This window comes from Sulfitobacter sp. CW3, assembly GCF_019392245.1.
Lineage (GTDB): Bacteria > Pseudomonadota > Alphaproteobacteria > Rhodobacterales > Rhodobacteraceae > Sulfitobacter.
In genome coordinates this window covers 32110-54102 of the sequence record NZ_JAHXRL010000003.1, presented here as the reverse complement: position 1 = coordinate 54102, position 21993 = coordinate 32110, and the positions used below count along the sequence as shown (strand labels likewise).

At 58.3% G+C, this 21993-nt stretch carries 19 protein-coding genes and 1 other RNA gene; 9 read left to right on the top strand and 11 right to left on the bottom strand.

Going from position 1 to position 21993, the window contains the following annotated elements; all coding sequences use genetic code 11:
• The first annotated feature begins 1 nt into the window (after nt 1).
• Together KZZ06_RS07000 and KZZ06_RS06995 are read left to right on the top strand one after the other, a co-directional pair.
• Complete coding sequence (locus KZZ06_RS07000) at nt 2-694, top strand: HAD family hydrolase (protein ID WP_219579346.1); 693 nt, start codon at nt 2-4, stop codon at nt 692-694.
• A 250-nt stretch (nt 695-944) separates the two neighbouring features.
• Nucleotides 945-2420, top strand: a complete 1476-nt coding sequence (locus KZZ06_RS06995; protein WP_219579345.1) for a D-alanyl-D-alanine carboxypeptidase family protein — start codon at nt 945-947, stop codon at nt 2418-2420.
• A 50-nt stretch (nt 2421-2470) separates the two neighbouring features.
• Here the strand turns inward: KZZ06_RS06995 and KZZ06_RS06990 are convergent, their stop codons facing one another.
• From KZZ06_RS06990 to KZZ06_RS06965, 6 genes are all read right to left on the bottom strand, one after another.
• On the bottom strand, nt 2471-4063 hold the full coding sequence (locus tag KZZ06_RS06990; RefSeq protein ID WP_219579344.1) for an ABC transporter ATP-binding protein: 1593 nt from the start codon (nt 4061-4063) through the stop codon (nt 2471-2473).
• Nucleotides 4060-4359 carry a hypothetical protein gene (locus KZZ06_RS06985; protein ID WP_219579343.1) on the bottom strand — a complete coding sequence of 100 codons (300 nt, stop codon included), beginning with the start codon at nt 4357-4359 and terminating at the stop codon, nt 4060-4062. Before KZZ06_RS06985 ends, KZZ06_RS06990 begins: the two co-directional genes overlap by 4 nt.
• Entirely contained in the window at nt 4356-5462 is a 1107-nt protein-coding gene (locus KZZ06_RS06980; protein ID WP_219579342.1) for an ABC transporter permease, read from the bottom strand. The genes KZZ06_RS06985 and KZZ06_RS06980 overlap by 4 nt, the downstream gene beginning before the upstream one ends.
• A gap of 4 nt (nt 5463-5466) precedes the next feature.
• Entirely contained in the window at nt 5467-6555 is a 1089-nt protein-coding gene (locus tag KZZ06_RS06975; protein ID WP_219579341.1) for a microcin C ABC transporter permease YejB, read from the bottom strand.
• A gap of 9 nt (nt 6556-6564) precedes the next feature.
• Nucleotides 6565-8496 carry an extracellular solute-binding protein gene (locus tag KZZ06_RS06970; protein ID WP_219579340.1) on the bottom strand — a complete coding sequence of 644 codons (1932 nt, stop codon included), beginning with the start codon at nt 8494-8496 and terminating at the stop codon, nt 6565-6567.
• 171 nt (nt 8497-8667) lie between these two features.
• Entirely contained in the window at nt 8668-9177 is a 510-nt protein-coding gene (locus tag KZZ06_RS06965) for a cytochrome c family protein (RefSeq protein ID WP_219579339.1), read from the bottom strand.
• Between the two features lie 132 nt (nt 9178-9309).
• On the opposite strand from KZZ06_RS06965, the gene KZZ06_RS06960 reads away from it, so the two are divergent.
• Nucleotides 9310-10155: a prephenate dehydratase gene (locus tag KZZ06_RS06960; protein ID WP_219579338.1), complete on the top strand. Its 846-nt coding sequence runs from the start codon at nt 9310-9312 to the stop codon at nt 10153-10155.
• A gap of 22 nt (nt 10156-10177) precedes the next feature.
• On the opposite strand, the gene KZZ06_RS06955 is transcribed toward KZZ06_RS06960, so the two are convergent.
• Entirely contained in the window at nt 10178-10645 is a 468-nt protein-coding gene (locus KZZ06_RS06955) for an SRPBCC family protein (RefSeq protein ID WP_219579337.1), read from the bottom strand.
• A 34-nt stretch (nt 10646-10679) separates the two neighbouring features.
• A complete protein-coding gene (gene nudC, locus KZZ06_RS06950; protein ID WP_219579336.1) occupies nt 10680-11648 on the bottom strand; it encodes an NAD(+) diphosphatase in 969 nt (322 codons plus the stop codon).
• 219 nt (nt 11649-11867) lie between these two features.
• Here nudC and KZZ06_RS06945 point away from each other — a divergent pair, with 219 nt between their 5' ends.
• Nucleotides 11868-13649 (top strand): bifunctional UDP-sugar hydrolase/5'-nucleotidase, encoded by a 1782-nt coding sequence (locus tag KZZ06_RS06945; protein WP_219579335.1) that lies wholly within the window; start codon nt 11868-11870, stop codon nt 13647-13649.
• Nucleotides 13650-13686: 37 nt separating this feature from the next.
• Nucleotides 13687-13784: signal recognition particle sRNA small type (ffs, locus tag KZZ06_RS06940), an RNA gene on the top strand.
• Nucleotides 13785-14022: 238 nt separating this feature from the next.
• Here ffs and KZZ06_RS06935 read toward each other — a convergent pair.
• Nucleotides 14023-14862 (bottom strand): neutral zinc metallopeptidase, encoded by an 840-nt coding sequence (locus KZZ06_RS06935; protein ID WP_219579334.1) that lies wholly within the window; start codon nt 14860-14862, stop codon nt 14023-14025.
• Between the two features lie 181 nt (nt 14863-15043).
• On the opposite strand from KZZ06_RS06935, the gene KZZ06_RS06930 reads away from it, so the two are divergent.
• From KZZ06_RS06930 to recR, 3 genes are all read left to right on the top strand, one after another.
• Nucleotides 15044-16783 (top strand): DNA polymerase III subunit gamma/tau, encoded by a 1740-nt coding sequence (locus KZZ06_RS06930; RefSeq protein ID WP_219579333.1) that lies wholly within the window; start codon nt 15044-15046, stop codon nt 16781-16783.
• Between the two features lie 78 nt (nt 16784-16861).
• Nucleotides 16862-17206: a YbaB/EbfC family nucleoid-associated protein gene (locus KZZ06_RS06925; RefSeq protein WP_219579332.1), complete on the top strand. Its 345-nt coding sequence runs from the start codon at nt 16862-16864 to the stop codon at nt 17204-17206.
• Nucleotides 17207-17279: 73 nt separating this feature from the next.
• Nucleotides 17280-17873 (top strand): recombination mediator RecR, encoded by a 594-nt coding sequence (recR, locus tag KZZ06_RS06920; protein WP_219579331.1) that lies wholly within the window; start codon nt 17280-17282, stop codon nt 17871-17873.
• Here the strand turns inward: recR and KZZ06_RS06915 are convergent.
• On the bottom strand, nt 17865-18782 hold the full coding sequence (locus KZZ06_RS06915; protein WP_219579330.1) for a 3-hydroxyacyl-CoA dehydrogenase NAD-binding domain-containing protein: 918 nt from the start codon (nt 18780-18782) through the stop codon (nt 17865-17867). The two genes, recR and KZZ06_RS06915, sit on opposite strands and share 9 nt — an antisense overlap.
• A 39-nt stretch (nt 18783-18821) precedes the next feature.
• Nucleotides 18822-19409, bottom strand: a complete 588-nt coding sequence (locus KZZ06_RS06910) for a histidine phosphatase family protein (protein WP_219579329.1) — start codon at nt 19407-19409, stop codon at nt 18822-18824.
• 234 nt (nt 19410-19643) lie between these two features.
• On the opposite strand from KZZ06_RS06910, the gene KZZ06_RS06905 reads away from it, so the two are divergent.
• On the top strand, nt 19644-21857 hold the full coding sequence (locus tag KZZ06_RS06905; protein WP_219579328.1) for an NADP-dependent isocitrate dehydrogenase: 2214 nt from the start codon (nt 19644-19646) through the stop codon (nt 21855-21857).
• The last annotated feature ends 136 nt before the right edge of the window (nt 21858-21993 follow it).

The following is a 21993-nucleotide window of genomic DNA, read 5'->3' as shown; positions in this document are numbered from 1 at the left end:
GATGGCCAAGCCGTTAACGATGATCGGGTTTGATGCCGACGACACGCTTTGGCACAACGAGCATTATTTCGTCCTGACCCAAGACCGCTTTGCCGACCTGCTGCGCGATCATACTGCGCCCGATACGCTGATGGATCGTTTGCTTGTCGCGGAACGCCGCAACATTCCGCATTATGGCTTTGGAATCAAAGGCTTCACCCTTTCAATGATCGAAACCGCCATCGATGTGACCGATGGCAAGGTTCCCGCCCCTGTCATCGCTGAAATTCTGGATGCGGGCCGCGAAATGCTGTCTCATCCCGTCGATCTGCTCCCCCACGCCCAAGAAACCCTTGAGGCGCTGCAAGGCCGGTATAAACTCGTCCTGATTACCAAGGGCGATCTGTTGGACCAGGAACGCAAACTCGCGCTCTCCGGTTTGCGCGACATGTTCGACGGGATCGAGATCGTGTCGGACAAGACCCCGGCGACCTATACGCGCATCTTTAACCAGTTTGGTGACGGGGCCGAACGCGGCATGATGGTCGGAAATTCGATGAAGTCCGACGTGGTCCCGATGGTCGATGCTGGCGGTTGGGGCATTCACGTGCCCCACGGTCAGACCTGGGCGCTTGAACATGCCGACGCCCCCGATCACGCGCCCCGGTTTCGGCAAATCGCCGATCTGTCAGAATTAGAACAAATTCTAAGCTGATTTCCACGCGCAATCTGCGACCCGAGATTCGCATGATTCCCACCCAACTAACGCCACATTGACGTCACAATCGCTTCTGTAGTGGTTACTCGAATCGCACCCGCTAAATGTGGCTTACAGAAAATTCACCTTTTTATGTGATCCTTGATTTCAAAGGGTTTATCGAAAAAGCGGTGTGTGGTACGGTAACCTTAATAATTAGTGGCCAGTCGAAAAATCGGCGGTCCGAGGCAGAGCAAAGGCAGTTATCATGAGAGCGCGGCGCGTGCAGCCGGCCCGGTATGGGCTATTCATTCTTGCGGCTATCTGGATTTTGGTGGTGCTACCCCTTAGCGCCATGGCGGCTCCCTACGCCGCGTACGTCATTGATGCCCGCACTGGCGAGGTTCTTCATTCGCGAAATGCCGACACGCGATTGCATCCCGCATCCCTCACAAAAATGATGACACTTTACATCGCATTTGATGCGATCAAGCGGGGCGAAATCTCTCTCGATACACAGGTCAAGATCAGCTCGCACGCCGCATCCGAGCCGCCCAGCAAACTGGGTATGCGGCCGGGTCAGACCATTGCACTGCGCTACCTGATCCGCGGCGCTGCGGTAAAATCAGCCAACGATGCCGCCACCGCAATCGGCGAAGCGATCTCTGGCTCAGAGGCCAAGTTCGCCCGCCGCATGAACCGCACCGCCAAGGCGCTTGGCATGACCAACACAACCTTCAAAAACGCCCACGGTCTGACCGAAGCCGGTCACATGTCCACCGCCCGCGACATGACCACGATGGGCCGCCATCTGCTGTATGATTTCCCCGAATATTATAACCTGTTTTCCCGCATCACGGCAGATGCTGGCGTCCGCAAGGTTAGCCATACAAACCGCCGGTTTCTCACCTCCTACAAGGGTGCCGACGGGATCAAAACAGGGTACACACGGGCCGCCGGCTTTAACTTGACCGCCTCGGCAGAGCGTGGGAATGAACGGGTCATCGTGACCGTCTTTGGCGGCACGTCGACCACCGCACGCAACGCGAAAGTTGCCGAATTGATGGATCTGGGCTTCCGCCGCGCCCCCTCCAAAGCGCCGCTTTTGAAACCCGCCAAACCCCTTTACGCAGATATCGAAGACACGCCCGTTGCCAACAATTCAGCCAGCACACCGGGTGGCGCAGGCAAGACAATTCGCCTTGTTGGCGCGGTCACAACATCCAAGCGGCCGCACTTGCGCCCCACAACCGACGACGCCGTGGTTATCGCCACAGCCGAGGCCCCGGTGGCCACGTCGCCCTTGTTGGCCGAAGACATCACAGCCGCAATCGAACAGGCCGTCGCAGCGGCCCCCGTCAAGGATGTGCAACCCGCCAGCCTTGCCGCAGTGTCCCCGCGCCCCGCAGCGCGTCCAGCTGGGCTGATCGCGTCAATTACCCCGACACAAGTCCAGAAAGCGCCGCCGCAACAGCAAGAGGTGGTGACCCGCGTTTCAACATCCGGCGGCCGTCACTGGGGCGTCAATGTGGGCCGCTTCCCCAGCCGCTATGCCGCCGAAACCGTTCTGGTCAAAACCGCCCTGTCCGAGATTTCGACGCTCGATGGCACACTGCGCAAAGTGGTCCAACGCCCCCAAGGGTATGATGCGAATTTTCTGGGGATGACCCGCGAAACCGCCGATCTGGCCTGCCGCCGTCTGGCCGCCCGCAACGTCAGCTGTTTCATGATTGGACCAAGCTAAGCACGACCTTGCCAAGGTTACAGGCGAAACGACCTTCTCGTGCTTAGTGCTTAGGTCGTCGCCTGCAACAAAGCGCGCGTGTAATCCGATTTCGGGTTCTCATACAGCGTATCGGCGTCGCCATATTCAACAACGTCCCCGCGCTTCATTACGATCACCTTATGCGACATCGCGCGCACGACTTTCAGGTCGTGGCTGATGAACAAATACGCCAGCCCGTATTTGCGCTGAAGATTGCGCAACAGATCAACGATTTGCACCTGCACGGTCATATCCAACGCCGATGTAGGCTCGTCCAGCACCAGCAAACGCGGGCGCAGTACCATCGCGCGTGCAATCGCAATGCGCTGACGCTGACCCCCTGAAAACTCGTGCGGATACCGATCCATCGTGGCGGGGTCCAACCCCACTTCGACCATCACGTCGCGCACCAGCTCGCGCTGGTTTCGGTCGGGGTCCACGTTGTGAACGGTCAGCCCCTCGGCGATGATCTGCATGCAGGTCATCCGCGGCGACAGGCTGCCGAACGGGTCCTGAAAAACGATTTGCATGTCTTTGCGCAGGCGTCGCAATTCCCGCGTCGACCATTTGCGCACGTCCTGCCCCGTGAAGCTGATGCCACCCTCGGATGCAATCAGCCGCATAATTGCCAACGCCATCGTGGTCTTGCCCGACCCGGATTCCCCCACGATACCAATGGTTTCACCTGCACGCACTGTCAGGCTCGCGTCGTTCACCGCTTTGACATAATCAACAGTTTTGCGCAGGAACCCCTGCTGAATGGGGAACCAAACCTTCAGGTGATCTGTGCTTGCGATCACCTCGGCATCTGCCGGCACGGGATCGGGGCGGCCCGATGGCTCCGCCCCCAACAGCTTTTGCGTATAGGCATGTTGGGGGTTATCGAAAATCTCGGCTGTTGGGCCTTGCTCGACAATTTCGCCATGTTGCATGACGCAAACACGGTCCGCGATCCGGCGCACGATCCCAAGGTCGTGGGTGATGAACAGCAGGCCCATCCCCTCGCTGTCTTTCAGGTCTTTCAGCAAATCCAAAATCTGCGCCTGAATGGTCACGTCCAGCGCCGTTGTCGGCTCGTCCGCGATCAACACATCAGGCTTGTTGGCCAGCGCCATGGCGATCATCACACGCTGCCGTTGCCCGCCCGACAATTGATGCGGATAGGCCCCCAAACGGGTTTCTGCGTCGTTGATCCCGACCTTGTTCAGCAGTTCAAGGATCCGCTGCCGCGCCGCCCGGCCAACCACACCTTGATGCAGGGCAAGCGATTCTCCCAACTGCTTTTCAATCGTATGCAACGGGTTCAGCGATGTCATAGGCTCTTGAAAAATAAAACTAATATCGTTCCCGCGCACCTTTCGCAGCAGGTCATCCCCTGCCCCGATCATCTGCTGCCCGTCATAAAGAACAGAGCCCGACACCTCGGCGCTGTCACCCAACAGCGACACCGTGCTCAGCGCGGATACGGATTTTCCCGACCCGGATTCACCGACCAAGGCAACGGTCTCGCCACGCTCAAGCGTAAAGGAAACGCCTTTAACGGCCTGCGTTAATGCCCCCTCCTGACGAAAGGAAACACGCAGGTTTTGAACCTCGAGCAAAGCGGGTTTTATATCGGTCATGGTACAAACACCGTCAAAGCATAAACGCCCCACGCCGCCATCGGGGCACATAAAAGCCGCAGCCAGACCGGGGGCAATCTGATCAACGCGACGCTCCAACATCCCAAAAGCACGACCAGCGTGGTTGGCAAAAACCGCGTTTCAAGAACGCGAAACAGAAACCCGACCGTATCGCCCGGTGCCAAAAACACCGCGCGGATCAGCCAAAGCGTCACCCCGATCGCCACGGTTACCGACACGGCATAGATCAACGTCGCAGCTATTTCCGGCACCGACCGGCGCATGTCACCGCTCATGAGAAAGTCTTTCTTGGGTCGAATGCGTCGCGGATCCCTTCAAAGATAAAGATCAGCAAAGACAACATGATGGCAAAGGTGAAGAACGCGGTGAATGCCAGCCAAGGCGCTTGCAGGTTCTGTTTCGCTTGCAATGTCAGTTCGCCCAGTGACGGGGCCGAGGATGGCAAACCAAAGCCCAAAAAGTCGAGGATCGCGAGCGTGCTGATGGTGCCGGTGATGATAAAGGGCAGCATCGTCAGCAGCGCCACCATCGCGTTGGGCAGCATGTGGCGGAACATGATCGTCACGTTCCCAACCCCAAGCGCGCGCGCGGCCCGCACATATTCAAGGTTCCGCGCACGCAAGAATTCGGCGCGCACAACGCCCACCAACGACGTCCAACTGAACAACACCAGCAGAAACACCAGCAGCCAGAAACTGCGCCCCAGAATAGCGAACATAATGATGATCACATACAGCGACGGGGTAGACGACCAGATCTCGATCACCCGTTGGAAAATCAGGTCCGTCCAACCGCCAAAGAACCCCTGAACCGCACCCGCGATAATACCGATCAACGATGCTGCCCCCGTCACAATCAAGGTAAACAGGATCGACAACCGGAACCCGTGAATGACCCGCGCCAACACGTCGCGCTTGGTGCCATCTGTGCCCAGCAGGTTCTGCCGGTTGGGCGGCAACGGTGCCGCACCGGGGCGGTCAACAGCGGTGTTAAACGAATAGGGGATCAGCGGCCAAATCGACCAGCCTTTTTCAATCTCTTGGCCCTCGATTTCCCCGTCTTGCGCGTCCTCGATCATCTGATCTGGGTCGTCAAAACAGCCCACCATGCCCCCGGTCGCGATCAGGCATTTCACCTCGGGGTCACGATAAACGGCTTCGGTCTGGAAATCGCCGCCAAACGCCGTTTCAGGATAAAACTGAAAGATCGGCATGAAGTATTCGCCGCGATAATTAACCAGGATCGGTTTGTCGTTCGCCACGAACTCGGCGAACAGCGAAATCCCGAACAGGATCGCGAAAATCCAAAGGCTCCAATAGGCGCGGCGGTTGCGGGTGAAATTGTGCCAGCGGCGCTGGTTGAGGGGGGATAATGCCATCAGATCATCCCTCGCGCCGCTCAAAGTCGATCCGGGGATCAACGAATACATACATCAGATCAGACAGAATACCGACCACCAGCCCCATCAAACCAAAGATAAACAAGGTGCCGAACACGATGGGGTAATCGCGGGCGACTGCCGCCTCGAACCCCAACCTCCCCAGCCCATCAAGGCTGAATATCGTCTCGATAATCAACGACCCGCCAAAGAACACGCTGATGAAAACCGCAGGGAATCCCGCAATCACAATCAACATCGCATTGCGGAACACATGACCATATAACACCTTGCGCTCCGACAACCCCTTGGCCCGCGCTGTCATCACATATTGTTTTTTGATCTCGTCCAGAAAGCTGTTTTTCGTCAGCAAGGTCAGCGTCGCAAAGGCCGATATGGTGGATGCCAACACCGGCAAAGTGATGTGCCAGAAATAATCGCCGACCTTGGCCAGCGGGCTAAGCTGGTCGAAATTATCCGATGTCAGCCCCCGCAGCGGGAATATCTGCCAATAGGACCCGCCGGCAAACAGCACCAGCAGCAAAATCGCGAACAAAAACCCCGGGATCGCATAGGCCGCAATGATCGCACCCGATGTCCACGTATCAAAGGCCGTGCCGTCCTTGACCGCCTTGCGGATACCCAGCGGGATCGACACCAGATAGGCAATCACCGTTGACCATAACCCCAGCGTAATCGACACCGGCAGCTTTTCCTTCACCAGATCAATCACACTGATCGACCTGAAATAGCTCTCTCCGAAATCAAAGCGCATATAGTTCCACATCATGGTCAGGAACCGCTCGACCGGGGGCTTGTCGAAACCAAACTCTTTCTCGAGTTCGGCGATAAATTCAGGGGGCAAACCGCGCGCGCCAACATAGTTGTCATTGGCGGCCGCAACATCCGCATTGCCCGCGTCATTCCCCCCGCCCGAGAAGCCTTCGAACACGTCGCCGCCGCCTTGAATACGGGCGATTGCCTGCTCAACCGGGCCGCCGGGCACGAACTGCACCAGCGCAAAGTTGATCAGCATAATCCCGATCAATGTCGGAATAATCAGCAATAGCCGTCGAAGAATATAAGCGCCCATATGCGGCGTTTACCTCAGCGCACCAGCGGCACGCAAGGCCGCTGCTTTGTCTGCGTTGTACCACCAGAAATCGAGATAGCCCAAGGCATAGGCAGGCTGGGTTTCGGGGTGCTCGTACTGGTCATAATACGCCGTCCAAAAGCTGTCGTTGTACCATGTCGGGATCATGATGAATTCGTGACGCAAGGCACGGTCCAATGCCATCAGGCTGGCGTGTTCCTCATCCCTGGTTTGCGCGGCAAGGGACACCTCGATAATCGCGTCCACCATCGGGCTGGCCAAACCTGCAGGGTTGAACAGCGAATAGCTGGCCGCCTCTGACCCAAAGAACTGGGTCAAACCTGTGCCGGTACCCAAAAACGCCGGATAGTCACCATAAATCAGATCGTAATCGCGGTCCCGTTCGCGGGCCGTATATTGCGAACTGTCGACTTTTTCGAGGACGGCATCGATGCCCATATTCGTCAGGTTCGACATAAAGTTTTCCATAATCGCCGATAGCGTGGGCGACCCGGATGAATTCAGCAAAAACGTCAGGCGCAGCGGTTTACCATTTGTGTCATAGCGTTTGCCATCCGTGCCAACGGCCCATCCGGCATCATCCAGCAGTTTCATCGCGCGGCGCAGATTGCGGCGATCCAACAGGCGAGACGGGTCAGAGCTGTGCGGCACAACCGCATCTTCGCTCTGCATTTCAGCAGGAACCACATCGCCAAGCTTTTCCAGCAGGGCCAGTTCCATGCCTTGCGGCTTTCCACTGGCCATCAAATGCGTGTCCTGGATGTAAGACGCACGCGGTTTGAACAACCCGTATTGCAGCGATTCATTCGTCCACTCAAAGTTAAAGCCCAATGCAACAGCCTCGCGCACGCGTTTGTCTTGCAAAACCTCGCGGCCAAGGTTGAACACAATGCCCGCAGGTGCTGGCGGCGATCCGTCAGCGATCTCGTCCTTCACCACATAGCCGGCATCGACTTTGGGGAAATCATAGGCCGACGCCCATTGCTTTGAACTGCCCTCGGCGCGGAATGTGTATTCGCCCGCTTTAAACGCCTCGAACGCCGAATTTTCGTCGCCGAAATATTCGACACGAATCGTATCAAAGTTATTGCGGCCCACATTGAACGGCAGATCAGCGCCCCAGTAATCAGGGTTGCGTTTGTAGACGATACGCCGGTTCACATCGACCGTGTCGACCATATAGGGGCCCGATCCGGGCGACGTCATCAACCGGGATTCGTCCAGCCGCGCGCCGGTTTCGTCGAACCATTTTTTCGACCACGCGGGCACGCCGCCCACTTGTTCAATCAGGCTGCGGCGCGAAATGCCGGGGGTAAAGTAGAATTTGACCGTATAATCATCAAGCGCCTCGACCTTGGGGATGCGTTTACGCACGGCATCGCCATAGGATTTCAGGCCCTGATCCAACAGCAGGTTGTGGCTGAACACGATGTCATGCGCGGTAACCGGATCGCCTGTCGAAAACGTGGCATCCTTGCGCATGTGAAAAATCACCCAATCCTTGCTTTCGGGGTACTCAAGGCTTTCACACAGCAGGCAATAGCTCTCGCCGTAAACATCCGCAGGCGTGGTTTCCCCACCCACACCTTCGCCCAGCAGGCTTTCATACATGGTGGTGCTTAACGCGCCCCCACGACCCTTGCGTGAATAGGGGTTCATCGAATCAAACGTCCCAAGGGTCGAAATCGAAATCTCGCCGCCCTTGGGGGCATCGGGGTTCACATAGTCGAAATGCGGGTAGTCGGCGGGGTATTTCAGATCGCCGTAAAACGAATAGCCGTGACTGCGGATGATCTTGCCCTCTTGGGCATAGGCCGCGACGCCCACCAGCATGGCACCCAACGTCAAAAACATCATCCAAAACGCTTGAGATGTCATAGTGCGGGCGTGAATTGCAGCGCGGGCATGGGTCCGGGGCATCAGGGTTTCCTTTGCAAAATCATCGTGTCGGCGGTGCCGTTCGTGCACCCAAGCTAACGGCGCAGAACGCCAAGATACAAGTTGCGAATATGTTATCTGGTTGAAATCCGACCGCGAAACGCAAAAGGCCGCCCACAATGGGGCGGCCTTTCGTAATACCTAAGTGGCAGATCAGCCGTCGAGGCTGTCCAGATATGCGATCACGTTCGCACGATCTTCAATCTTGCCAAGACCAGAGAAGCCCATGGTGGTGCCGGGTGCAAATGCAGCTGGCTTGGTCAGGAACTTGTTCAGGTTCTCAGGCGTCCAAACATCGGCGGATTTTTCAAGGTTACCAGAGTAGGCTGCAAAACCTTCAGCGCTATCCACGGGGCGGCCTACGACACCATACAGATACGGGCCAACCGCGTTTTCGCCTTTTCCAACCTTGTGGCAAGCACCGCATTTGCGGAATACTTTTTCACCGGCACCAATGTCGGCAGATGCCAACACAGCCGAGAAATCAACGGCATCTTCAGCCGGTTCATCGCCGCCAGCCGAGGCGACTTCGACAACATATCCCGCGTCACCATGCACTTCGGCGTGGTAAATTTCTTCGCTGGCGAACTTGCCAAGCAACAGAATGAGCCAAGCCCCGAACAGGCCGGCAGCTACTTTAGTGATCGTCATTGTATCGAACATGCGTGAAGGTCCATCGTTGGTATTCGGGCATAGGGTTGTCCGCGTATCTATTGCTTTCCCTCCGTCGGGGCAAGGTGTAGTTACCCCTACGAAGCGCTGACAATAGTAAAGGTCTGATAAAGGACGCCCGAAATGAGCCAAAAAAACTCTCCTCGTATCGCTTTTCAGGGGGCTTTGGGCGCTTATAGCCACGAGGCATGCCTTCAAGCGCGCCCCGACATGATTCCCGTCCCCTGCCTAACCTTCGAGGATGTTTTCCTTGCCGTAAGCGAAGGCCGTGCGGATCTGGCCATGCTTCCTGTCGAAAATACGACCTACGGGCGGGTGGCCGATATCCACCGTTTGCTGCCCAAAAGCGGGCTGCACATCATCGCCGAGGCATTCGTGCGGGTGCGTATTTGCCTGATGGCAAAACCCGGCGTAGCGCTTGAGGATATTAAACTGGCCCGCGCGCATATGGTGCTGATTCCGCAGGCACGCAGTTGGCTGGATGCCCATGGAATCGCATCGGAATCCGCCAAAGACAGCGCCGGTGCCGCTGAGGAACTGGCCGCCTCGGACGACCGCAATATCGGCGTATTGGCCAGCGAAGTCGCCGCCGATATTCACGGGCTGAACGTGCTGGCGCGCGATATCGAAGACCTTGATCACAACACCACGCGGTTCTTGCTGATGGCACCCGACATCGACACCACACGCCGCGCTGAAAAAATGCTGACAACCTTCGTGTTCGAAGTCCGCAACATCCCCGCCGCCTTGTACAAAGCGATGGGCGGTTTTGCCACGAACGGCATCAACATGACCAAGCTTGAAAGCTATATGGTTGGCGGATCATTCACCGCGACGCAGTTCTATGCCGACATCGAAGGGCACCCCGATGACCCCGCCGTGCAACGCGCGCTGGAAGAGCTGGGGTACTTCACCAATATGCTGGAAATTCTGGGCGTCTATCCGGCCGATCCCGACCGGCAAAACTGATAGAAACGCGGATCAGCAGCCCTTATTTGGACTGCTGATAACGCTCTTCCATGTCTTTGGTATATCCGGCAACAGCCCGTTTGAATTTCTTGGTCAACGACGTTTTGGCCAGCTTCAAGGATTGCACCAGCAGACGTGCCGATAGGGTTTTCGGCTTGATCTCGATGCTCGCCGCGACCCGTGTGCGGCTGCGGGACAAGGCCAACAAGTCAAACGACACAGCGCCCAGCAACCCCGGAGACATCGATTCCAGACAAATCTCGGTCGGGTGTTCAAAGGTCACCATTTCGACCTCGATATCGCGACGTTTGCCGCGCATATCAAATGCCGTTTCCCATTTCATACCGGTGCCCGGCTCGGTCATTGTATCGACCCGCCGTACTTCTGCGCCGCGCCGCATGGCCGCGCGTTCAAACGTGTCAAACTCGCACAGCATCTCGAACACCGCATCAATAGGTACGTCGATATCTTCTTTCGTCGAAAACTTCATACTACCGCCCAAAATAACCTAACGAAACATCACCTTAATCAAGCGTATCCGCAAGCCAGTTTTCCAGCAAGAAATGCGCAATCGCCCCTTTGCGGGCTGGCAGGATCGTGGTGTGCTGTCCGGCAAATACATCCAACATCTCTTCGCGTGTGACCCAAACCGCGTCTTCGATTTCTTTGGGATCAATGGTGATTTCAGTGCTGGTTGCGACGCCTGCACAGCCAAACATCAGCGACGCGGGAAAGGGCCATGGCTGGCTCGCCAGATAGCTGACCTCGCCCACATGCACGCCTGATTCTTCGAACACTTCCCGGCGCACGGCGGCTTCCAATGTCTCGCCCGGCTCGACGAAACCGGCCAGCAGCGAATACATACCCGCAGGCCAGCCCGGCGACCGCCCCATAAGAACCGAATTACCATGAGTAATCAGCATGATAACCACAGGGTCAGTGCGCGGAAAATGGGACGCGCGACAGGCCGGACAATTGCGCTGCCAGCCCGCATCGTTGATCACCGTCTCGAACCCGCAGCGCGCGCAAAAACCGTGTATGTCATGCCACGCCAAGATCGCTTTGCCGGTCGCTGCCAGTTCGGCATCGCGGGGGTCCAACCACGTCATCACGCGGCGCAATTCGACAAAAACATAGTCCTGCGGCAGCATCGGATGGTGCTGTTCGCTTGGGTCCATAAATTGCCCTAACTGCCGTGGATCAACGTCATCGGGCATCCACTGCGACAGGTCATAGGCAAACCGCGCCGCGCCGTCTTCTCGGCCCAGCAGAATTGGTGTACCGCGGGCGTCGTCAAGCGCCGGATGATCTAGCGGTAAACGCACAAGGGACGCAGGACGCGTGGGATCGATCAGAACCTTGCCCCGCCAGAACAAAATCGCGCGCGCAGCTTCGTCCGCCATCAGCGCCGCAACAGCCTCTTTATCGCCGCGCAGTTCGCCCGCACGGTCAAGCGACGATCCCCCGAATGTTACTGTCTCAGCGTGCTTCATACCGTCCCTCAAATCCAGTTCCCACCCTGAGTAGTCAGCATCAGCCCCAAAGCCAAGCCCGCCGCATAATCGCGCGAGATCCGCTTTCAATTCAGAAGAGAGAGGAATATACTGATTCAACCACAGCGAGAACGCAATGCGGAGCCAGGTATTTTGACCACTTGCAACGACCCACAACGTAAGACAGCCCATGCACTCCGCCGCTAGGCCCATCACCCAATGACCCACATCACCGCGAAGCTGCGAATACTTGCCACGACAGATTTGCACATGAACCTGTCGGGGTTCGACTATGCCTGTGACGCGCCGGGGGGCACAACGGGTCTGGCAGGCCTGTCCACGATGGTGACCGCTGCCCGCGCCGAGGCCCGGTCACAGGGGCGGTCTTCGGTGTTGCTGGACAATGGCGATTTCTTGCAAGGGACAGCCTTGGCCGATTGGCAAAGCGAACTCGGCACCGCACCCGAGCACCCTCTCATCGGTATCTTTAACGCGATGGAATATGATGCCATCGGATTGGGTAATCACGATCTGGACTATGGCACCGGCTATCTGTCCGGCGTGATTGACCTGCTGGACGCGCCCACCGTTTCGACCAATCTTTCAGCCGGGGCCATCGCAGGCGTTCACCCCCATATCCTGCTGAGGACGGAAATTGAGACATCGCAGGGGGCGGCCCCCTTGACCATCGGCATCCTGTCGGCCCTGCCCGTTGAAACCGCGATCTGGAACACATCACAGTTGCCATCGGGCACCCGCATCCACGATCCCGTTGTGTCACTGGGCACCGCCGCAAAGAAACTACGCCAAGACGGGGCCGAGCTGATCATCGCCCTTGCCCACATGGGTATCACCCCGTCCGATACGCAAAAGATCACTGGGAACTCAGGTGCAACGGCATTGGCGCAGGTGCCTGATATCGATGTGGTCATCGCGGGCCATACGCATCAGCGATACCCGTTGACGCCCATCACGGGAACCAGCCCCATCACCGCCGCCCCGATCGTGATGCCGGGGCACTACGCCTCTGATCTGGGGGTGATCGACCTTGATCTGGTGCAAACATCCGGCGGCATTTGGCATATCGGACAATACACTAGCGCGCTTTGGCCCAATACCGGCACCGTGACGCCGGACCCGACCACCATCCGTCTAAGCACCCCGGCACATCAGGCCACACGCGCCTATCTTGCGGAACCAGTCGCCGAGATCGGCTTTGACCTGCACAGCTATTTCGGGATGGTACGCCCCACCGACACGCTTGCGCTTGCTGCGCGGTCCAAGGCGATTGAGGTCAAACAAGGGCTGGCTGGCCACGGGTTTGACCACCTGCCCATATTGGCAACGGCAACCACCCGCACCGTCGGCGAGAGAAGCGGCCCGTCGAACTATATCCACATTCCGCAAGGGCCCGTTTTACGCCGACATCTGGCGAATTTCGCCCCAGCCACCAACCGGATTTGCGCGTTGCAGATCACCGGTTCCATGCTGCGTAACTGGCTGGAACATTCGGCATGTGTGTACAACCAGCTACGCCCCGACACACCCGAGCAACAGCTGCGGGACGAACGCAACCCCAGCTTTATTTTTGATACAATTTACGGGCTGGACTATGTCATCAATCCGTCGCGACCCATTGGCGAACGGATCACATCGCTGATGCACGCCGGTGCCGCCGTTACCGCAGACCAGCAGTTCATTATCGCAACGAACCATTTCCGCGCGGCAGGCGGGGGCGGCTATACCGACCTTAACCTGCCAGCCCCCCTGTTCCAAAGCGACATGACCCCGGTCCAAGCGATCGTTCAGGCCCTGCAAAGGGACGATCTAGCCGAGTGGGTGAACATCACCCCATGGCAGCTGAATTGTGGCGGGACGTTTAAGGCCGTGTTCGAATCCAGCCCCACCGCTGCGCGGTATTTCTCGCAGATCAGCGCGCTTTGTCCTGAAATACTGGGCCACACGGAAACCGGGTTTGACCGCATCCAGATCACCTTGTGATCCTTGCACTTTGAAAAACGCTATACTATATGACCCTTGAGAGGTTGGTGCGGGCAGGTGCCTCGCCAACCCGGTCAGATCCGGAAGGAAGCAGCCGTAACGAGCCCCACTTGGGTCGTTATCAGCCTCTCACCTTAGCGTATTTTGCACAGCAAAATGCGCGTCACCCCGGCAGGGCCCTCCAACGGATGGCTCGGGAGGGGTAGCATCAGCCCCCCCAATAAAACACCACACGCCGCCAGTAATGCCTCTGCGCTTTGCAGCAACGCGGGCCCGACAAGCGTGCACACAGCAGTCAAGTTACCCACGGGTAACTTAACTGCTTGTTTATAAACGTAAATTTTACCTTACACCACCGACCGCAGCGCGTGTTTTACAGCCGTTCAGCAGCAAAGGTATCGCATTGACCAACCTGCCCGCTGTCATACCCGCGCTGGAACCAGCCCGATCTTTGTGCGGATGTGCCATGGGTAAAGGTATGCGGCTGCGGCGCGCGGCCAGCTTGCTTTTGCAAATAGTCATCACCGATCTTGCGGGCCGCATTCAGTGCCTCGTCCAGATCGCCACGTTCCATCAGCCCTTGGACGTTTTGCGCCCAAATGCCGGACAAACAATCGGCCATCAGTTCCAGCCGGACGGTTAATGCGTTCGCCTCGGCCTTGGAGGATTGCCGCCGCAAAGCATCCACCTTGGGCAAAATACCAAGTTGGTTTTGCACGTGATGGGCAACCTCGTGGGCGATTACATAGGCCGCGGCGAAATCACCGCCCGCGCCCATACGCTGCGAGAGCATGTTGAAAAAATCCGTATCCAAATATGCTTTTTGATCTGCGGGGCAGTAAAACGGGCCCGACGCGCCAGATGCACCGCCGCATGCGCTTTGCGTCACGCTTGAGAACACCACCAGTTTCGGCGGCACATATTCCCGGCCCAATTGTTCGGAAAAGACCTTGCCCCACACATCCTCGGTTGTTGCCAGAACCTGCGCTGAAAACTGCGTGGCTTGGGCATCTGCCTGACTGACAGGTGCGCTTTGCTGGGATTGGCCGCCACCAGCGCCAATCAAGGGCGACACATCTATGCCGGTGAAATAGCCGATTGCCAGAACGGCCAAAACGCCGACCAGCCCCAACCCGCCTGCCCGACCGCCGCCGCCACTGCGGCCACCGCGTACTTCTACATTCTTGCTTCGCCGTATCCCTCGCAGCCGCATCGCGTGCCCCCAGTGTAAGATTTGATGTGTTATATCCGTGTGGTTCGCATATGTTTACACTCTAGGCGGTATCGCATTCAACGCTTAACACGGGCCCTCGTATTACCCGGTCCAACAACGGTGGACGCTGCCCCGCCCCCGCCCTATCTTACGGGGCAACCCGAATCCCCGAAGGACCGTCATGTCAGACACCACCGCCTACCGCGTTCTTGCCCGTAAATACCGGCCCGAGACCTTTACCGATCTGGTCGGGCAGGATGCCATGGTGCGGACCCTGAAAAATGCGTTCGCGGCAGACCGCATTGCGCAGGCGTTCATCATGACGGGCATCAGGGGCACCGGCAAAACCACCACCGCGCGGATCATCGCCAAGGGGATGAACTGTATCGGGCCGGATGGTCACGGCGGCCCCACCACCGAACCCTGCGGTGAATGCGAACATTGCGTGGCCATCATGGAAGGCCGCCATGTCGACGTGATGGAGATGGACGCCGCATCGAACACCGGTGTCGGCAACATCCGCGAGATTATTGATAGCGTGCATTACCGCGCGGCCTCGGCCCGGTACAAAGTATACATCATCGATGAGGTGCACATGCTGTCGACAGGCGCGTTCAACGCCCTGCTGAAAACCCTTGAGGAACCGCCCGAGCACGTCAAATTCATCTTTGCGACCACGGAAATTCGCAAGGTGCCGGTCACGGTGCTGTCGCGCTGTCAGCGGTTTGATTTGCGCCGGATCGAACCCGAGGTGATGATCGCCCTGATGCGCAAAATCGCAGGCTCCGAAGGGGCCGAGATTGCCGATGATGCGCTGGCGCTGATCACCCGCGCCGCCGAAGGATCGGCGCGCGATGCGACGTCCCTGCTGGATCAGGCGATCAGCCATGGCGCGGGCGAAACCACCGCCGTGCAAGTGCGCGCGATGCTGGGGTTGGCCGACCGTGGCCGTGTGTTGGATCTGTTCGACATGATCCTGCGTGGCGATGCGGCGGGTGCGTTGAATGAACTAAGCAGTCAGTATTCCGACGGGGCCGATCCGATGGCCGTGCTGCGCGATCTGGCCGAGATCACCCATTGGGTGTCAGTCGTAAAAATCACGCCTGATGCCGCCGAAGACCCGACCGTGTCACCCGAAGAACGCAGCCGCGGCCTGACCATGGCCGAAACCCTGCCGATGCGGGTGCTGACACGGCTGTGGCAAATGCTGCTCAAGGCGCTGGACGAGGTCGCAAGCGCGCCCAACGCGATGATGGCGGCTGAAATGGCTATCATCCGCTTGACCCATGTGGCCGACCTGCCCAGCCCCGAAGAACTGGTGCGCAAGCTTGGCAATGCCACGCCGCCCCCCGCGTCCCCGACCCCCGCGCCAAACGGCGGTGGTGGCGGCGGCAGCACCTCGGCGATGGGTGGGCAGCACGTTCAATCGGGTGGCGCGTCCGGTGTCACCATGACGGCGACCGCCCCCGCGATTGATCAAGCGCTCGCGCGGTTTCCCAGCTTTGAGCATGTCGTCGAACTGATCCGCACCAACCGCGACGTAAAACTGCTGGTCGAGGTGGAAAACACCCTTCGGCTGGCCGCCTATCAGCCCGGTCGCATTGAATTCACACCAACCGATGCCGCGCCACGCGATCTGGCACAACGGCTTGGCACGCGGTTGCAACAGTGGACGGGCAACCGCTGGGCGGTCATCATCGTTGGCGACTGCGACACAAAAACCATCGCTGAAATCCGCGATGCCAAGGAAAACGCGCTGAAATCCCAGGCCGAGAACCACCCGTTGATGCAGGCCGTGATGGCAACGTTTCCGGGGGCGAAAATCCTGTCGATCCGCACACCCGAAGACATCGCCGCCGCCGCCGTGTCCGAGGCCCTGCCCGAGGTCGAAGACGAATGGGACCCCTTCGAGGACGACTAGCGCGCAGGGGGCACCCCCTTGTCCGGCAGCGTCACAATCCGCATATAGATCAAGACACGAAATTCAGGAGACGACACGATGTTAAAAGGTTTGGGTGCCATGGGTGACATGGCGAAAATGATGAAAGCCGCGCAGGAAATGCAAGGCAAGATGGCGCAGATGCAAGAAGACATGCACAATATTATCGTCGAAGGTGAATCCGGTGCCGGCCTTGTCAAGGCGACCTGCACCGCCAAGGGCGAATTGAAATCGCTCGACATTGATCCGTCGATTTTCAACGGCGACCAAAAAGAAGTCGTCGAAGACCTGATCCTTGCCGCGATCAAAGACGCGCAATCCAAAGCCACCGATCGCGCCCAGTCCGAGATGAGCAAACTGACCGAAGGCATGGGCCTGCCCGCCGACATGAAGCTGCCCTTTTGATCTTTCCAAATGGATCTAAATCCTCGCCGAAGGCATAAAATCTCTTTTTGAAACCCCAGCGAGGCCCGCACCCTTGAGCAGCACACGCGATATCGATGCCCTGATTGATCTGATGTCGAGGCTGCCGGGCCTTGGCCCCAGATCAGCGCGGCGCGCGGTGCTGCATCTGATCCGGAAACGGGCCCTTCTGCTGACACCATTGGCCGATATGATGCAAACCGTGGCAGCCACGGCGCGGGAATGCCTGAATTGCGGCAATGTCGGCACCAGCGATGTCTGCGACATCTGCACGTCGGAAAAACGCGCCAACGGCGAAATCTGCGTTGTCGAAGACGTGGCCGATCTGTGGGCGATGGAACGCTCGGGCGTGTTCAAGGGGCGCTATCATGTGTTGGGCGGCACGCTATCCGCGCTGGATGCCATTGGCCCGCAGGAATTGCGCATTCCGCGCCTGATTGACCGCGTATCGACGGAAAACATCACCGAGATCATCCTTGCCCTGAACGCCACAATCGACGGGCAGACCACTGCGCATTACATCGCGGACCAGCTTGACGGGCAGGTGCGCCTGACGTCGCTGGCCCAAGGCGTTCCGATTGGTGGTGAGCTGGATTATCTTGACGATGGCACGATCACCGCAGCGATGCGGGCCCGCAAATCAATCTGATTTTAGACGCTGCTTTGCCAAGGCAATCAGCGCCGCGTCGCGCTCTGCTTCCAATTCGGCAATGCTACGCCCTGCGGCCTCGGCCATCACACCGTTCACCAGTTTCTCGCGTACATCCGGGGTCAGGCTGGGGTTGCCCAAACTTGCCCAACGTTTTTCCTGACTGGCCCCAAGATGGTCCAGATATCCGGCCATCCCGCCCGCGCCACCGCCCAGATGATAGGCCATATGTGCGCCCAGTACCGACCAGCGCAGGCCGGGGCCGTTCACCAAGGCTTTATCCACGGCGTCGACGTCGGCGATCCCTTCGGCAACGATATGCACGGCCTCGCGCCACAGCGCGGAGGCAAGCCGGTTCGCAATATGACCCACGGCTTCTTTCTTGAGCGTGACCGGGGCGGAGCCGATGCCGCTGTAAAATGCCTCGGCCCATGCCACCACCGCGTCATCGGTGCCAAAGATTTCCACCAAAGGCACCAGATGCGGCGGGTTGAACGGGTGCGCGGTAATCAGGCGGTCGGGGTGTTTCATGCCGACAGACAGGTGCGACCACGGATGCGCCGAGGTGCTGGAGGCGATGATAACATCCTGCGCGACCAGCGCTTCGATCCGGGCATAGAGGTCTTGTTTCAACGGCACGTTTTCGGGGGCGTTTTCCTGAACCAAACGCGCGCCCTCAAGCGCGTCGGCCAGATCGGCGCTTAGGTGCAGCACCCCTTGGGCAGCCGTCGACGCGCCGATCTGTTCCAATTGTGCCAGTGGCGTCGCAACCCGATCCCGGAAGCCGCCAAGCGACTGCGGATCAGGATCCCATGCCCGCACATCATGGCCCGCGCGCAAAAACAACGCCGCCCAGCTGGCACCGATCAGACCGCAGCCCACAACCGAGACAGTGGTTTTCTTGGCCATCAAAGCGTTCCTTTATCCAACCGGCGACCCGTCACAGGCTCAAACAGTTTCGTCTAGTTCCAGCACCGTTTCGACACCGTTTTCAAGCACATAGACACAGCCCTGACGGTTGGTCAGTTGCCCCAATTCGGGCCGACTGAGCCCGCATAATTCGCCGCGCAGCAACTGACCGCTAAGGCCATGGGCAACAATCACGGTTGGCCGCGTCAGCGTCGCCACGAAATCACGCACGCGGGCTTGGAATGTATCAAAACCTTCGCCACCCGGGGCGGCAGAATAGAATTCCATATGCGGGCTGTCGGGCGTGATACCTTCGGGCAGATTCTTATAGATATCAGCGCGCAAATGGCCCTCCCATTCGCCCGCGAACACCTCTTTCAGGCGGTCGTCTGTTTCATAGTTGCGGCCGCCCAGTGCGATGTCGGCTGTCTGGCGTGTGCGCTTCAGCGGCGACACAAAACACGGCAGATCGGCCTCAAGAATGGGGGCCATCAACCGCGCCTGTTGTTCTGCATGCCGCAAACCGCGCGCCGACAGAACGGATTCGGTTTGGCCCTGCACACGCCCTTGGGCATTCCATTCGGTTTCACCATGCCGCATGAACCAGACCTTGGGATAGGATTTCATCGTTTCGCGCCTTTTTGAAACTGCTGTTTGCGCGCACCTTGGCCGATGGCAGGACAAAGGCCAACCCTATGATTTCGCCACAGGATGCGTTGTGGCGGCGCGGCACGGGCGGGCACAGGCAATGCGAAACCCGCTGTCGTTCTTGCAAAATGACGATATATCTTGCGCAGATGAGGTGGATATTTCCGCTTTAGTGTACTATCGCATACCAAACTTCCTGAAAGGCTTGAAACCATGGCTGATACGAACGCACCTGACATCATTTACACCAAGGTCGACGAGGCACCTGAACTGGCGTCTTATTCCTTGCTGCCGATCATTCGCAGCTTTGCCGATGCGGCGGGCGTGTCTGTTGGCACCCGCGACATTTCGCTGGCGGGCCGTATTCTGGCGGCCTTTCCTGACGCGCTGAATGCCGATCAAAAGCAATCGGATGATCTGGCCGCGATGGGTGATCTGGTGAAAACCGCAGATGCCAACGTGATCAAGCTGCCGAACATTTCCGCGTCGGTCCCGCAATTGGTGGCCGCCGTTAAGGAACTGCAATCCCAAGGCTACGCCCTGCCCGATTACCCCGAGGCCCCCGCCACCGACGCCGAGAAAAAAGCCCGCGCCGCCTATGACGCGATCAAAGGCTCGGCTGTGAACCCGGTTCTGCGCGAAGGTAACTCTGACCGTCGTGCCGCGATTGCGGTCAAGAAATACGCGATGGCCAACCCGCATTCGATGGGCACATGGTCCAAGGACAGCAAAACCAAGGTTTCCGCGATGTCGGGCGGTGATTTCTTCTCGAACGAGAAATCGCTGACGTTGACAGACGCCCAAGCCGGTGCGGCCAAAATCGTGCATGTGGCGGCTGACGGGTCCGAGACCGTGTTGAAAGACGGCGTGACATTCCCGGCGGGCACCGTTGTGGACACGACGTTCATGTCTGCCAAGGCGCTGGATAAATTCCTGGCCGAGCAGATCGAAGAAACCAAGAAAGACGGCACGCTGTTTTCGTTGCACATGAAAGCGACGATGATGAAAGTATCGGACCCGATTATTTTCGGCCACGCTGTGCGCGCCTATCTGCAACCGGTGTTCGATAAATATGAAGCTGAGCTGAAGGCCGCGGGCGTGAACCCGAACGCAGGTATCGGCGATATGATGGCCCGTATCGAGGGCAACGCCGAGATTGTTGCCGCAGTCGAAGCCGCCATGGCCGCACGTCCGCCGATGTATATGGTCAACTCGGACAAGGGCATCACCAACCTGCATGTGCCGTCCGACGTCATCATCGACGCGTCCATGCCCGCGCTGATCCGCGCTGGCGGCAAGGGCTGGGGCCCGGACAACAAGGAACACGACACCAACTGTGTGATCCCTGACAATTCATATGCGCCCGTCTATGACGAAAGCATCAAGTATTTCAAAGAAACCGGCGCGCTGGATCCGACGACCTCGGGTACTGTGCAGAACATCGGTTTGATGGCCCAAAAGGCCGAAGAATACGGTTCGCACCCCACCACGTTTGAAATTCCTGCCGATGGCACCGTGAAGATGATCGCGGCCAATGGCGATGTGATTTCCGAACATAGCGTTGAGGCGAACGACATCTGGCGTGCTGCATCGGCCCGCAAGGCACCGATCGAAGACTGGGTACAACTGGCCATCGACCGTCAAAAAGCCGAAGGCTGCGAGGCGATTTTCTGGCTGGACGCAGACCGCGCGCATGACGCCGAGCTGATCGCCTATGTCAAACCGATCCTTGAAGCCAAAGGCGTGGCCGACAAGTTCCAGATCATGTCGCCCGCCAAGGCCACGCGCCAGACGCTGGAAACGATCCGCACCGGAGCCAATTCCATCGCGATCACCGGCAACGTGCTGCGCGACTATCTGACCGACCTGTTCCCGATCTTGGAACTGGGCACCTCGGCCAAGATGCTGTCGATTGTGAAACTGATGCAGGGCGGTGGTTTGTTTGAAACCGGTGCTGGTGGGTCTGCCCCCAAGCACGTTCAGCAGTTGGTCGAAGAAAACCACCTGCGTTGGGATTCACTGGGTGAATTCTGTGCGCTTGGTGAAAGCCTCAAGTTCCTTGCCGATCAAAAGAACAACGAAAAGGCACGGATTTTGGGCAAAGCGGTTGATGATGCCACCCAAGGCATCCTGGATCACAACAAGTCGCCATCGCGCAAAGTCGGCCAGCCCGACAACCGCGCCAGCCACTATTATTTCGCGCTGTATTGGGCACAGGCGCTGGCCGCACAGACCGGCGACGCCGATCTGGCCGCACATTTTGCCCCCATCGCGGAAAAGCTGGCCGCGAACGAGGACAAGATCATGGCCGAACTGGCCGAGGTCCAAGGCAAAGCCGTTGATCTGGGCGGGTATTTCCATTCGGACCCAGCCAAAACCGAGGCGGTCATGCGCCCCTCGGCCACGCTGAACGCCATCATCGGCTAAACGATCCAGCCCCGTCCCCTAGCTTGGGGGGCGGGGTTTTTCTTTGCCCTCAAGGGCAATATCGCGCCGAAACCGCTGATCTGCGCCAAAGACATGCCGCATCAGTTTGCCAGTGCGCCCGTATCCTGATTAAACA